This is a genomic window from Paraburkholderia caffeinitolerans, from assembly GCF_902859945.1.
GTDB lineage: Bacteria > Pseudomonadota > Gammaproteobacteria > Burkholderiales > Burkholderiaceae > Paraburkholderia > Paraburkholderia caffeinitolerans.
On record NZ_CADIKL010000011.1, the window covers coordinates 94,791 to 108,244 of the forward strand.

The window sequence follows — 13,454 nt, forward strand, 5'->3', positions numbered from 1 at the left end:
CTTTTCGTTTGCGTGGATACCACCGTATCGCGGTTCCGCCACTTCTCCAAGTGACCTGACTAGGCGTCCGTCGCCACCCTGGCGATGCCAGATCAAAGCCGCCTTCCATTCCAATCAAATTGGAGTTCGCACGCCTTACTTCTATTATCGCGACACAACCGTCCCAACGTGCAGGCGGCTGCCTCAGCGTGCTGCTGCGAGCGTTTCGGCTAGCGCTGTGTACTGCCCTTGCCAGTAGACAAGCGGGCTTGGCGCGAACTCGTCGCGCGCAAGCGCACGCACGCGGCCGATCACGAGAATATGCCCGTGGCGCACGAGCAACTCCTCTGCCTCGCAGTCCATGGCGACAACGCTGTCCGCAAGGAGCGGTGCGCCGTCCGGTGTCATCTGCACCCACTCGTCATCGCCGTAGCGCGCGGCGCCCTGCTCGCCACGAAAGCCCGTAAAGCGCTCGGCAATTGCGCGATGCTCAGTGCGCAGCAGGTTCACGCCGAAGCGTCGCGTCCGCGCAAGCAGTTCCGCCGACGAACTGGCCGCCTTCAGCGAGGCCACCACCACGGGCGGTTCTGCTGAAAACGAGGACACCGAGGTCGCCGTAAAGCCGCTGCGCTCCTGACCGTCCGCGACTGTCACAACGCAAACCGCGCCCGCAAAACCGCGCATGGCCTGCACGAAGCGCTTGCTCAGCGCCGGAGTGTCGTTCACGATGTCAGGCCGCACGGTGCGTCTCACGCGGGCTGCGCAACCCGTGTGCCTCCAGGATCGGCAGCACCGTGTCGCGGAAGTACGGGAACTCCTTGACATAGTCGACGAACGACAGCGTCGTGCCTTTGAATCCGGCTTCCGCAAGCGAAATCAGGCCCGCGGCAACCTGCTGCGGCGTCCCGACGAGCGGAAAGCCGCCGTGCCCGGCCGCCATGCGGTCGCGGATCAGCGCGAGCAGATCGTGCGGGAACGAGTGCGCATTCGCGAACTGCAGCGCCACGAGGTTGTCAACAGCGCCCCAGTCTGCATTGTCCTGAGCGAAGTACTGGAGATACTGGCGCGCCTCCACTTCGGTCGGGCGGCAGACCACGTGCGAGAACGTCAATACGTTCACTGCCTTGTTCGCTGCGGTGGCTTTCTGCTTGAGTTCCGCGACTTCCGTGCACGAGCGCTCGAGGTCGATTGCCGGCGTGAACAGGAAATTCGCGTTGCCGATCGCGAAATCGCGCCCCTCGCCAGAGCCCGCTGCGTTCAGGATAGGCGGACGTTCGCCGTTCCACGGGCGCGGCAAGCCGTAGATGTTCTTCAACTGGAAGTTCTCGCCTTCCCAGTTGAACGGGCCTTCGTGAGTCCAGATCTTCTGCACCACATCGAACCACTCCTGCGCGTACGCATAGCGCTTGTCGTGGCCCGCCGCGAGCGGCAATCCGAGCGCCTCATATTCGGGGCGGTTCCAGCCAGCCACGATATTCAGGCCGGCGCGGCCCGCGCCGATCTGGTCGAGCGTCGCGATCTGCTTGGCCACGACTGCGGGGTGGTTGGCCGCCGTGTGGATGGTCGCGAAGACTGTGAGGTTGCGTGTCTTCGCGAGCAAGCCGGCCGCCCACGTCATCGTTTCCAGCACCGAGCCGTGGAAGTCCGTCTCGCCGCCGTAGCCGATCCAGCGCGCGATGGGCAGCATGAAATCGATGCCGGCTTCGTCCAGCATCACCGCGAGTTTCTCGTTGTTCTCCCAGGAGTTGTCCCAACGCTCGCCGATCTTCGTCACCGACATCCCGCCCGAGCAGTTCGTCGCGAATGTGCCGAGAATGAAATCTTTGGTGTTCAGAATTCGTCTCATATCAATCCTGTCACAGTAAAATTTGTCTACACGGCGGGCTGCCTCGTGGCGGCCCTGCCTTCCCAAACCCAGTCCACGGCGCAGGCCGCAACCGCGCGATTCCGCAATGACCGAAAAATCACGCATAACCCCGAAAAACTCCGCTACTGCCGAACATCGTTGGCACCTCGCCAGGGACGATTTCAGCGTCGAAATCACCGACCTCGAATACGCCGTCATGCGACTCGACCAGTCATTTTCGCGCTGGCAGTCCGAATGCATGGCTGCGGTCACGGGTGCCGCGCTGAGCGGACAGGAAAACGCACTGATGCACGTCATTTACATGCACGAACGGCCCAAGACCGTTCGCGATCTGCTCCACATGACTAACCGGCAAGACGTCGCTAATATGCAGTACGAACTACGTAAGCTGATCAAGTCCGGGCTGATCGAAAAAAACGGCACAGCGCGCACTGGCGTGTACTACTCCACAACATCGGAAGGCGCGCGTGTATGTGAAGACTATGCAGCGCTGCGCCGCAGCGTGCTGCTCAAGATGGCCGAGGCGACTTCAGGTATCCAGTCAGCCGCCGCCGCCGCCACGGCCTGCCTCGAACAAATGGAACGCGTGTACGAAACCGCCACGCGTGAGGTCGCAACCTTCCATCGGCGGCGCTAAGCCTGTGCCGCATTGCAATCCCGCTCGCGCGGCAGGTCTGTCCCTCCTGAACTCACCTTTAAATAAATTTTCACATTGAATATTTATTTGATCGAATCGTAGAACAGCCGATTTTCGACTGCAACGGATTTCGACTAGGGGAAAACACCCTCCAGTCGATTGGCGAGTGCTAAAACGGCTTTGGCGCCGCGCGATTGTGCACATGACTAATTCGCACGCCATCCAACAGCAGGGCTCGGCTCATGCCCTTCCGCCCCGCCACGTGGCGGCCACTGACGCGGTGTAGCGCGGAAGCGGTTCAGCGTTCGGATAGCTCTGCCCCGACCACTCCCCCAACCCGCAATGCTGACGCTTCCTGGCTCTTACTTACCGAAGTGCTGAACCGGATCTGGTGCAAATAGACGATCCGAAAAGGATTGTTGATAAAGGGAGGTTTCCTATCAAACAGACAGGACAGCAGACCAGACAGCGGACGCGATGGCATCGTTGAGGCCGAGCGTCGCAAGATTGAATTGGCCTTTGCGGATGCAATGATTCAACTCGATGCCTCCGAGCAGAATGCGAGCACATCGGAAATCCTTGAAGGCCACCATAGGTCGCGTCCGGCGTTTGATCGCCTTCTCGAAGTACCGGCGCGCCGCGACCATGTCACGATGGGCGCGCAGCAGGAAATCAACCGTGTGGCCGTCCGTGTCCACGGCCCGGTACAGGTATCGCCATTGGCCGTTGATCTTGATGTCCGTTTCGTCCATGCACCAGCTCTTGCCCAACGGGTGCTTACGTCGACGAAAGAGCTTCTCCATCGCCGAAGGCCGTGCGTGCAAGCGGTTTGTCGTTTCAGCGCGGGCGCCAGCCCAGTTGTGCGCTGAACGCATCCGCCTGCGCCTTCAGGACAGGCACAAGCGCTTCCATGCGCTCGGGCGCCATGTACTGCACCACGCTCGTGACGCTGATGGCCGCCACAATGCGCGCCGTCGCGTCGCGCACGGGAACCGCCACGCAGCGGATCGACGGCTCAGCTTCCCCGAGATCGAACGCGCTTCCGCGCGCGGCGTAGGACCGCATCAGTTCGAGCCATGCCGCTTCCGTCGGGACGTTGCGGCCCGCTTGCGCTTCCTGCGCGCGAATCCGGCACCATTCGTCCTCGCCGCGATCGAGGATCAGCGCCTTGCCCACGCCCGTCGTCGTAACGGGATTGCGGCCGCCGATGAACGAACTCACTTCAATTGGACGCTGGCCCGGCAGCTTGTCGAGATAGACAACTTCGTCGTCGACGAATGCGGCGAGATGCACCGTATCGAGCGTCTGCGTGGCAAGCTGTTCGAGGTGAGGACGCGCGGTGACCAGCAGATTCGACTCGCGGTGCGCCTGAAAGCCCAGTTCGATCAGCTTGCTGCCGAGGCCATAACCGCGGCGCGGTTCGTGCTGCAGATAGCGCGCTTCGACCAGCGCGGTGGCGAGCCGATGCGCGGTGCTCTGCGACAGGCCGGTGCGCTGCGCGATCTCGGGCAGCGAGACGGCGCCCGCGGCGACGCTCTGGACAATCTCGAGGCCGCGCACGAGCGTCTGGCTCGCATTCGGGCGTCGAGTGGATTCGTTCTGGCGTTCGAGGCGGGGCGGCATGGCTAAAGTCAGACTGGGATGGCGCGGCTTGATGGACTGCCATTTTACCCGGAGGACCGCCGTGGGAGCGCAAACGATCACGCCGCGCGAGATGGCGCGGCGTGATCGTCACACGAGAGGCGTTGCTACGCTTTTACTGTTGCGCGATTCTTCAAATCGAGCGCCACGTCCACGATCATGTCTTCCTGGCCACCGACCATGCGGCGACGGCCCAGTTCGACAAGAATGTCCACCGTCTTCAGGTCGTACTTCTTCGCGGCCACTTCCGAGTGACGCAGGAAGCTCGAATACACGCCCGCATACCCGAGCGCGAGCGTCTCGCGGTCCACGCGCACCGGACGATCCTGCAGCGGACGCACGATATCGTCGGCGGCGTCCATCAGCGTGTAGAGATCGGTGCCGTGGTTCCAGCCCATGCGCTCCGCTGCGCCGATGAACACTTCGAGCGGCGCATTGCCCGCGCCCGCGCCCATGCCCGCGAGCGATGCATCGATGCGGTCGCAACCTTCTTCCACCGCGACGATCGAGTTCGCCACGCCCAGCGACAGATTGTGGTGCGCGTGCATGCCCGTGTGCGTTTCCGGCTTGAGCACGGCCTTGACGGCGCGGAACCGGTCGCGCACGTCGTTCATCGTCAGCGCGCCGCCCGAGTCCACGACATAGATGCAGGTCGCGCCGTAGCTTTCCATCTTCTTCGCTTCGACGGCGAGATTTTCCGGCGTGGTCATGTGGCTCATCATCAGGAAGCCCACGGTGTCCATGCCCAGTTCGCGCGCATATTCGATGTGCTGCTTCGAGATGTCGGCTTCCGTGCAGTGCGTGGCGACGCGCACGATGCGCGCGCCGGCGTTGTACGCCGCCTTCAGGTCGTGAATCGTGCCGATGCCCGGCAGCAGCAGCGTCGCGATCTTCGCGTGCTTCACGACGTCGGCCACGGCCTCGATCCATTCGAGGTCGCTATGCGCGCCGAAGCCGTAGTTGAAGCTCGACCCTTGCAGGCCGTCGCCGTGCGCGACTTCGATCGAATCGACCCTGGCTTTGTCCAGCGCGCGCGCGATGTCCTGCACGTTCTGGATCGAGTACTGATGGCGGATCGCATGGCTGCCGTCGCGCAGCGTCACGTCGGAGATATAGAGTTTCTTGCTCATGTCGGTGCTCTCCTTACGCGCCTTGCACGCTCAAAAGCGTTTGTGCCATACGCTCGGCCGTGGCCAGGGCCGCGGACGTCATGATGTCGAGATTGCCTGCATACGCGGGCAGATAGTGCGCGGCGCCTTCTACTTCGAGGAATACCGAAGTCTTCAGGCCGCTGAATTTGCCGAGGCCCGGAATGTTCAACGGCGCGTTCGCGGGGATTTCGTCGAACTGCACTTTCTGCTTGAGGCGATAGCCCGGCACATACGCGTTCACTTTCGCGACCGTTTCTTCGATCGACTGCTCGACCTTCTCGCGGTCCGCGAGTTCGGACAGCGTGTAGACGGTGTCGCGCATCATCACCGGCGGCTCCGCCGGATTCAGCACGATGATCGCCTTGCCCTTCGCCGCACCGCCGACCACTTCGATGGCCTTCGAGGTCGTCTCGGTGAATTCGTCGATGTTCGCACGCGTGCCCGGTCCCGCCGACTTGCTGCTGATCGACGCGACGATCTCCGCGTAATGCACCTTCGCGACGCGCGACACGGCCGCGACGATCGGAATCGTCGCCTGGCCGCCGCACGTGACCATGTTCACGTTGGGCGCGTCGATGTGTGCGTCGAGGTTCACGACCGGCACGCAGTATGGGCCGATCGCGGCGGGCGTGAGGTCGATCACGCGGATCGACGGATTGAGCTTGCGCAGCAGCGCGTCGTTCTTGATGTGCGCGCCCGCCGAAGTGGCGTCGAACACGAAGTCGATGTCATTGAACACGGGCAGACGCGTCAGACCTTCTACGCCTTCGTGCGTGGTCGCCACGCCAAGGCGCGCGGCGCGCGCGAGACCATCCGAGTTCGGGTCGATACCGACCATCGCTGCCATTTCCAGATGCTTGCTGTTACGCATGATCTTGATCATCAGGTCCGTGCCGATGTTGCCGGAGCCGATGATGGCGGCCTTGAGTTTGTCCCCTGTTGCCATGTGTCCTCTCTAACGGATTGCAGCCGGCACACGGGCGGATTCCACCCGTTCCCGGCAGTAACCGCAGTGTAGGACCGGCCTCATTTACTGTCAATATGCAATATTTACTCCTGCATAATGATAGTAAATGCTTTCGTGCCCGTCAACGGGCATAACAGGCCGCGCGATCGCGCATGAGCGCGACCGGCTGCCCTATGTCACTCAAACGCTGACGACGCCTTGCGCGGACGCGCCCGGTTCTCCGTCGCCGTTTTGCTCTTCGCCGAGCCCCAGAATCCGCGCAAGCGCCGCTTCCAGCGCCGCGCCCGGATCGCCCGAGCCATCGACCGCCCGCCAGCCCACCATGTGATCCGGCCGCACGAGAATCGCGCCGTCCTCCTCGACTTCCGATTGAGTGCGGTAGTCGTTGTAGCTGTCCTCGTAGTCGCAGCCGCGACCGATCGAATGGACCCGCACGGGCACGCCGAACCGCTGCGTCGCGCGCCGCGCCGCTTCGCGCCATGCGCCGCCGCGCACGCCGACGAGCAACGTAAACTGGCCCTTGCCGCAGAGGTCGAAGGTCGAAACACGCTGCTGATCGCGGGTGACCCAGATGTGCGGCATGTGGCGGCCCGGGCGCGTGGTCGCGTGGTAGTACACCTCCTCGTCGCGCGGCGCGGCCGGCTCGGGCGTCCCGTCGCCCGCCACCGCCGGCGAATCGTAGTGCTGGTTCAGCTCCACGCCATGCGTGTTGAAACACATGATCGTCGCCTGCAGCGCGGTGTCGAACGCACGGCGGCGCTCGCCTGCTGCGGGCGTTGGCGCGTCGAGGGCGTCGAGCACGACCTGCATCGAATTTTCGTCGGGCGTAGTTGGCAGTTGCAGTGCGGCGAAGATCGGCGGCATGAGCCCGATGCTCTTGTTCGCGCGCTTGACCACCTGGCGGCCCACCGGCACGCGTTCGTCGCGATAGGTGTCGAGCAGCGCGCGCGAGGCCTTGCCGCGCAACACGAGCAGCAGCTTCCAGCAAAGGTTGTAGCTGTCCTGGATCGAAGTGTTCGAGCCGAGACCGTTCATCGGCGGATGGCGATGCACCGCGTCGCCAACGCAGATGACGCGGCCCTGCATGTTGTCGGTGGCGTACACGTCGTTGACGGTCCACGTCGAAACCGATTCGACCCGCACCGGCACGCTGTCGTCGCCGATCAACTGGTGCGCGATGCGCTCGCCGTCGGCGTGGTCCAGTTGCGGCTTGCCCGCGTTCACGTCATACCCCCATACGCCAACCCAGCGGGTCCACGGCTTCACCATGCGCAGCACGCCGATGCCGTTGCCGCCCATGCCCACGCCGGGTTGCACGAACCAGTACATGTCGCCGGGACGGTGCGCGCAGAAGCGCGTGAGATCGGCCTCGAACACGACGTTGATCGATCCGCCCAGCCCCATCTGCCCTTCCAGCGGCAAGCCAAGCTGTTTCATCACGAGCGAATTCGCACCGTCCGCGCCGATCATGTACTGGCAGCGGATGTCGTATTCGTGGCCGCTCAAACGGTCGCGCACATGCGCGCTCACGCCGTCGTCGTCCTGTTCGAAACTGAGCAGCTCGGTGTTGAAGCGCACCGAAGAACCGCGCGATGCGGCCGCGTTCACAAGAATCGGTTCAAGGATGTCCTGCGGCACGTCGCACACCGGGCTAGGACTCGCCAGATCGTGCTCGGCCTTGAAATGCGGATGCGTGTACCACGTGCGCAGCCGCCCGAGTTCGCGCCCGGCCAGGCTCGTCGCGTAGACGTGCTCGCCCATCAGATGCTGCGGCGTCGCGCGCTGCAGCAACTCCGCTTCCAGCCCGAGATCCCGGAACACTTCCACGGCGCGCTGATTCGTGATGTGCGCGCGCGGCGTGTTCGAGACGCCGCCGTACTTGTTCAGCATGATGGTGCTGACGCCATAGGTCGCCAGCAGCGCGGCGGCGGCCGACCCGGCCGGCCCCGCGCCGACGATCAGCACTTCTGTTTCCACCTTGGACAGCGATGCGCCCATTGCTTCTACTCCTCGATAGGGTGCGCCGGCGGCGGCGCCTCGCGGCGCTCGCGTCGTGACGGCTTGCGCCGGTGCGGGTTCAATCAAATGGTTAATGTGGCGACTCAGAACACATGGCGAATGCCCAGATTCGCGCCGAAGGTCGTCCCGGATACGCCGGTCAGGATTTGCGGCATCGACACGGAAAAGCCGGTGTTCATCGCGCCGTGGTTATTGACCACGGCAAACTGGCCATACAGCGTCGTGCGCTTCGACAACAGATAGTTCACGCCGGCCGCGCCCATCAGCGAATGGTTGGACGTGTCGTTGCGGTCGCTCGTGTACCACACGCCGCCGTTCAGATCGAACTGCGCGAAGCCGGTGTAATCGACGCCGCCGCCATAGACGTTGCTGTTGAACGCGCCCGCGACCTTGTAGTTCACGAACGAGGCTTTCACGGTCAGCGACTGGAAGCGGTACGCGAAGCCGAGCGTGCGGCCCCAGAACGCCACGCCGGTCGGCACCGGCGTGGGCTGGCCGTCCGGGTTGCCGTCGTAGACGGCCGCGTTGACCATCACGGTGCCGTTGTCGTACTTGAGCGAGGCGCCCCATTGCCGTCCGGCCTGAAAGTCCCCGGCGACGCCGCCCGGCGCGAACAGCACGCTGCCTTCGAATCCCGCGATCTTCGGCGAGCTATAGGACACGGCGCGCGCATTGACCGCGCCGGTCAGAAAGACGTTGTCGCCATACGGCACGATGCCGCTGCCGAACGACGAGAAGCCGCGCGGATCGGAATCGAACAGCGTCAGGAAGAACGGCGAAAACTGCTCGCCCGCCTTGACGCTGCCGAACGGCCCTGTGAGTCCGACCCAGGCCTGACGGCCGAAGAAGTTGCCGTTCGAGTTGTTGAACCCGCCGTTCGCGAGGCTAATGCCGCTTTCGAGGCCGAAAATCGCCTTGAGGCCGCCGCCCAGATCCTCCGCGCCGCGCAGGCCGAACACCGAAGGCCCCGCGCCGCCATCCGTCATGGCAAACGTACGGCCGGCATTCTGCCCTTGTGCGTTCGCGGTCCTGCTGACGTACTGAAATCCCGCATCGACCACGCCGTACAGCGTCACCGATCCCTGCGCCTGCGCCATGCCCGACACCGTGGCGGCAGCCGCCACGACGAGCCATCCTGCTGTCCTTGCCGCTTCCATCCGCATGTCTCCACAATATAGTTATCCTGATTACTTATTATGCGAACCTCGGCCCTGCTTTACGATCAAACGGCGTGCCGGACCGGCGCACGCCGGTCCCGGCGCAGCGCTTACGCGCCGCCCTTCAGAAACGCCGCGACGAGCGCGTTAAAGCCTTCGGCATGTTCCCATTGCGCCCAGTGGCCGCACTTCGAGAACACATGTAACTGCGCGTCGCGCAGACCGTGCAGCAACTTCAGCCCGTGGTCGATCGGCACGAAGCGGTCGTCGCGGCCCCACGTCACGAGCGTTTTATGCCCGATCTCGCCGAAGCGCGCCGACACATCCCACGTTGAAACCGGCGCCTTCTCATTGCCGGCGACGAAGTTCTTCAGATGCGTGAGGTTCGCCTCGATGTTGTTCCAGCGCCCGACGCGCAGTTCCTCGGTGATCGCGGCGGGATTGAACACGAACACGTCGAGCATCGCCGAGAAGTTCTCGTAGGTCGGCTCGTGGTAGAGCTTGAACATCCGCTTGATGCCTTCGGTCGGATTCGGCTGCATGAGGCTCGGGCCGAGACCGCCCGGCCCCATCAGCACCATGCGGTCGAGCCGCTCCGGGAACTCGAGCGCGAAGTTCAGCGCGGACGTGCCGCCCAGCGAATTGCCGACCAGATGCGCGCGCTCGATACCAAGCTCGTCGAGCAGCCCGCGCGCGGCGCGTGCGTTGACGAGCCCGCGCGGCACGTCCGGCACGACCTCGCCCGACTTGTTGAAACCTGGGCAATCCATCAGGATTACCCGAAAGCCCGCCTCGACAAGCGGCCCGATATTGCGGTAGTAGTTGCTCCAGCCGCTCGCGCCGGGACCGCCGCCGTGCAGCATCACGATGGCCTCACCCGCGCCCGCGTCGTTGTAATGGAGCTTGAAATTTTCAAGGCCGGTTGCGTTGATCGTGGCGAACCGGCTAGTGGACGATTCGGTCAGCTCGGACATGATGTCCCTCCTTGTTGCATACATGAAGCGCCGCGCGGCATGGTTCGCCGCGCGGCGAGGTGAGGCTTATTCGCCTGCGCGCGGCTCGTGACGCGCCGGCGGATGATGACGGTGCCCCCAGTCGCTCAGTTCGGCATACTGACGAACTTCCCAGTTATCGTCGTCGACCACTACGCCGCCCGAACCGAATTCGAGCGCGAAGCCCGAAGGCGTCTGGACATAGAACGAGAACATCTGGTCGTTCGGGTGGTGGCCGAGCTCCATCGCCACCGGCACGTTCGCGCGCGTGCAGCGGTCATACGCGAGCCCGACGTCATTGGGGTCGATCGCTTCGACGAGAATGTGATGAATGCGCTTTTTGAACGGAAACGGCACCTTCGCCGTCGCCATCGAATGATGACGGCCCGTGAGCGCGTGGAAGAAGGCGATTTCGAGCACCACGCCCGGCGCCATCTCGCCGCGCGCGTAGTCGCTCACCTTCAGCCCGAGCACCTGCTTGCAAAACGCGTCCGTGCGTTCCACCGACTTCGGCACGGCCACGAAATGCCCGACGCCAAGGCGGCCCGTGTTGAAACGGCTCTTCAGCACCTTCGAGCGGAACATGTCGTGCGCCGGCGCGCGTTCGGCGCGCGTGAAGAACTCGTGCGCGACGCCATCGGGATCGAGGCAGGTGAAAAGACGGCCGACGCGCCGACGCTTCGTCAACGCCGCATCCGCCTCGTCAACTTTCACGCCCGCCGCGGCGGCGTGCGCGACGAAGGCGTCGAGTTGCTCGTCCGTGTCGAATTCCCAGCCCGCCGCGAGCAGGTCATCGGCGTCGTTCTTTTCAAGCAGCAAGCGTTGTGCGTAATCGTCCATGCGCAGCGCCAGCGACTCGCCCGCGACGCGCTGACCGGCCTGCAAGCCGATGATGTCGACCGCGAAATGTTCCCATGCGTCAAGATCGCTGACGCCCAGAACCAGATACCCCAGGTTCGAAACCGATGCCACGGTGTTGCCTCCTTGCCATTACGAGTGTTGTTTGCGCGGTGTCCGCGACCGGATTTCCGCCATCTAATATGGATAACTAATTGATTGGCGCGGTGCGCCAATGATTCACGATTCCGGCCACGCCAATGTCAGGCGAAGCTCACCGTCGCGCTGCCGATCCCGGTCAGCGTCATGCCTAGCGTGTCGCCTGCATGGACCGTCACCATCGCCCCGAGCGAGCCCGACAGGATCACTTCGCCGGCCGCGAGTTTGATGCCGAACTGGCCGAGCGTGTTCGCCAGCCACGCCACCGCGTTGGCGGGATGGCCGAGTGCGGCCGCGCCATTGCCGGTCACGACGGTTGCGCCGTTCTTCGTGAGGTTCATCTCGACGGCCGCAAGGTCGAGGCCGCGCGGATCGACAGCTTCGTCGCCAAGCACGAATGCGCCCGACGACGCATTGTCGGCGACGGTATCCTCGATACGGATCTGCCAGTTTCGAATCCGCGAATCGACGATCTCGAAGCACGGCAGCACGGCTTCGGTGGCCGCCAGCACGTCAGCGGCGGTGACACCGGGGCCGCACAGATCACGGCCGAGCCGGAACGCGATCTCGCCTTCCGCCTTCGGCGCGATCAGCGTGCGCAGATCGAGCGTCGAGCCGTTACTGAACGACATCGCCGTGGTCAGGCAGCCGAAGTCGGGCTGCCTCACGTTGAGCATGTTCATCACCGCCTCGCTCGTCACGCCGATCTTTTTGCCGATCACGCGTTCGCCGTCGCGCGTCGTGCGCAACGCGATCATGCGCTGCTGGATGCGGTAGGCGTCTTCGATCGTCATCGTGGGCTCGCGCGCGGTCAGCGGCTCCACCGCTTCGGCGCGGCGCAGCGCGGCGTACAGTGCGTCGCCGTGTTGTTCGACGGCCTCGGGCGATAGGCGGCCCGCCATGGGGCCGCTCATCGCGCGCACCGGGCCGTGATGCGTGCACGGCAGCCGTGCACGGTAGGGAATAGGGTCATTGCGTGTCTCCTTCGCTCTCCGGCTCCGCATCGGGGGCGACGCATCCGGTTGCGAAAATATAAGCAATGACCCGCGCGCAATCTAACGAATTATGTGAATCCGCGTTATTTACGCCGTGAATAAGCGCCCGCGATGCTTACGCTCCGCGCGCCACGCCGCTTTCGAACAGCCTGCGAAACAGGGTGCGCAACCATTGATGTCCGCCGTCGGCGTCGCTGCGCTCGTGCCAGAGCAGCGAGATATGAAATACCGGCGACTCGAACGGCAGCGGCAGAATCTGCAGATTGCCGGCCTGCGCGAGCGCGCTCGCGAGCAGGCTCGGCACGCACACGAGCAGGTCGGTGGCCTCGATCATCGCGGCGATACCCAGGGAATACGCAAGGCGCACGGCGACCTTGCGCCGCTCGCCATGCGCTTCGAACAGGCGATCGACCGTGTCCTCGAACACGGCATGACTGCCCACCGAAGGCCGGTACACGATGTGGTTCGCGTCGAAGAAGTCTCGGAGCGTCAACTGGCCCTGGATATGGCGATGCGACTGGCTCAGCAGCGCCACGTAGCGCTCGCTGAACAGATGCTGATGCTGAAAGCCGCTGCGAAAGCCGATCAACTGGCCGAAGGCCACGTCGAGTTCGCCAGCCTCCATCGCGGCCTGCGCTTCGCCGGGCGCGAGATCGACGGTCATCAGCTTGACACCGGGCGCCTCCTCCGCCAGCGCCGCCAGCAGGCGCGGCATCGCCACCATCTGCCCCAGTTCGTTTACATAGATGCGAAAGGTGCGATCCGACGCCGCCGGATCGAAGCTCGCGCGCGACGTGACTGCCGAGCGAATCAGGTTCAGCCCGTCGAGCACGGGCCTCGCCATGTCGAGCGCGTAGGCGGTCGGCACCATGCCGCGCGCGCTCTTGACGAACAGCGGATCGTCGAAGGCCGTGCGCAACCGCTTGAGCGCATTGCTGATGGCCGATTGCGTGAGGTGCAATTCCTGCGCGGCGAGCGTCGTGCTGCGCGTGCGCAGCAGCGCGTCGAACACGACCAGCAGATTGAGGTCCATCGTGTTGAGATTCACGGGCG

At 63.9% G+C, this 13,454-nt stretch carries 12 protein-coding genes and 1 pseudogene; 1 reads left to right on the top strand and 12 read right to left on the bottom strand.

Annotation, left to right across the window (positions count from 1 at the left end):
• Positions 1-183: 183 nt before the first annotated feature.
• Both HV773_RS13420 and HV773_RS13425 read right to left on the bottom strand, forming a co-directional pair.
• Positions 184-705 carry a flavin reductase family protein gene (locus HV773_RS13420; RefSeq protein ID WP_227875492.1) on the bottom strand — a complete coding sequence of 174 codons (522 nt, stop codon included), beginning with the start codon at positions 703-705 and terminating at the stop codon, positions 184-186.
• Between the two features lie 4 nt (positions 706-709).
• Entirely contained in the window at positions 710-1,825 is a 1,116-nt protein-coding gene (locus HV773_RS13425; RefSeq protein ID WP_129563624.1) for an LLM class flavin-dependent oxidoreductase, read from the bottom strand.
• 106 nt (positions 1,826-1,931) lie between these two features.
• Here HV773_RS13425 and HV773_RS13430 point away from each other — a divergent pair, with 106 nt between their 5' ends.
• Complete coding sequence (locus HV773_RS13430) at positions 1,932-2,483, top strand: winged helix DNA-binding protein (RefSeq protein WP_227875493.1); 552 nt, start codon at positions 1,932-1,934, stop codon at positions 2,481-2,483.
• A 440-nt stretch (positions 2,484-2,923) separates the two neighbouring features.
• Here HV773_RS13430 and HV773_RS13435 read toward each other — a convergent pair.
• The 10 genes and pseudogenes from HV773_RS13435 to HV773_RS13480 all read right to left on the bottom strand — a co-directional run.
• Positions 2,924-3,286 (bottom strand): annotated as a pseudogene (locus tag HV773_RS13435) (DDE-type integrase/transposase/recombinase); the annotation flags it as partial.
• Positions 3,287-3,320: 34 nt separating this feature from the next.
• Entirely contained in the window at positions 3,321-4,106 is a 786-nt protein-coding gene (locus tag HV773_RS13440; RefSeq protein WP_129563625.1) for an IclR family transcriptional regulator, read from the bottom strand.
• A 125-nt stretch (positions 4,107-4,231) separates the two neighbouring features.
• Positions 4,232-5,254 carry a 4-hydroxy-2-oxovalerate aldolase gene (gene dmpG / locus HV773_RS13445; RefSeq protein ID WP_129563626.1) on the bottom strand — a complete coding sequence of 341 codons (1,023 nt, stop codon included), beginning with the start codon at positions 5,252-5,254 and terminating at the stop codon, positions 4,232-4,234.
• A 13-nt stretch (positions 5,255-5,267) separates the two neighbouring features.
• Positions 5,268-6,221: an acetaldehyde dehydrogenase (acetylating) gene (locus tag HV773_RS13450; protein ID WP_129563627.1), complete on the bottom strand. Its 954-nt coding sequence runs from the start codon at positions 6,219-6,221 to the stop codon at positions 5,268-5,270.
• Between the two features lie 201 nt (positions 6,222-6,422).
• Positions 6,423-8,240, bottom strand: coding sequence for an FAD-dependent oxidoreductase (locus HV773_RS13455; protein WP_129563628.1), 1,818 nt, complete (start codon positions 8,238-8,240; stop codon positions 6,423-6,425).
• A 104-nt stretch (positions 8,241-8,344) separates the two neighbouring features.
• Positions 8,345-9,424 (bottom strand): porin, encoded by a 1,080-nt coding sequence (locus HV773_RS13460; RefSeq protein ID WP_129563629.1) that lies wholly within the window; start codon positions 9,422-9,424, stop codon positions 8,345-8,347.
• Positions 9,425-9,528: 104 nt separating this feature from the next.
• The gene (gene bphD, locus HV773_RS13465; RefSeq protein ID WP_129563630.1) at positions 9,529-10,392 is read right to left on the bottom strand and encodes a 2-hydroxy-6-oxo-6-phenylhexa-2,4-dienoate hydrolase; all 864 of its coding nucleotides are present in this window, start codon (positions 10,390-10,392) and stop codon (positions 9,529-9,531) included.
• A gap of 66 nt (positions 10,393-10,458) precedes the next feature.
• Positions 10,459-11,382 carry a VOC family protein gene (locus tag HV773_RS13470; RefSeq protein ID WP_129563631.1) on the bottom strand — a complete coding sequence of 308 codons (924 nt, stop codon included), beginning with the start codon at positions 11,380-11,382 and terminating at the stop codon, positions 10,459-10,461.
• A gap of 128 nt (positions 11,383-11,510) precedes the next feature.
• Positions 11,511-12,308 (bottom strand): fumarylacetoacetate hydrolase family protein, encoded by a 798-nt coding sequence (locus tag HV773_RS13475; RefSeq protein WP_129563632.1) that lies wholly within the window; start codon positions 12,306-12,308, stop codon positions 11,511-11,513.
• A 208-nt stretch (positions 12,309-12,516) separates the two neighbouring features.
• Positions 12,517-13,449: a LysR family transcriptional regulator gene (locus tag HV773_RS13480; RefSeq protein WP_227875495.1), complete on the bottom strand. Its 933-nt coding sequence runs from the start codon at positions 13,447-13,449 to the stop codon at positions 12,517-12,519.
• Between the last annotated feature and the right edge of the window lie 5 nt (positions 13,450-13,454).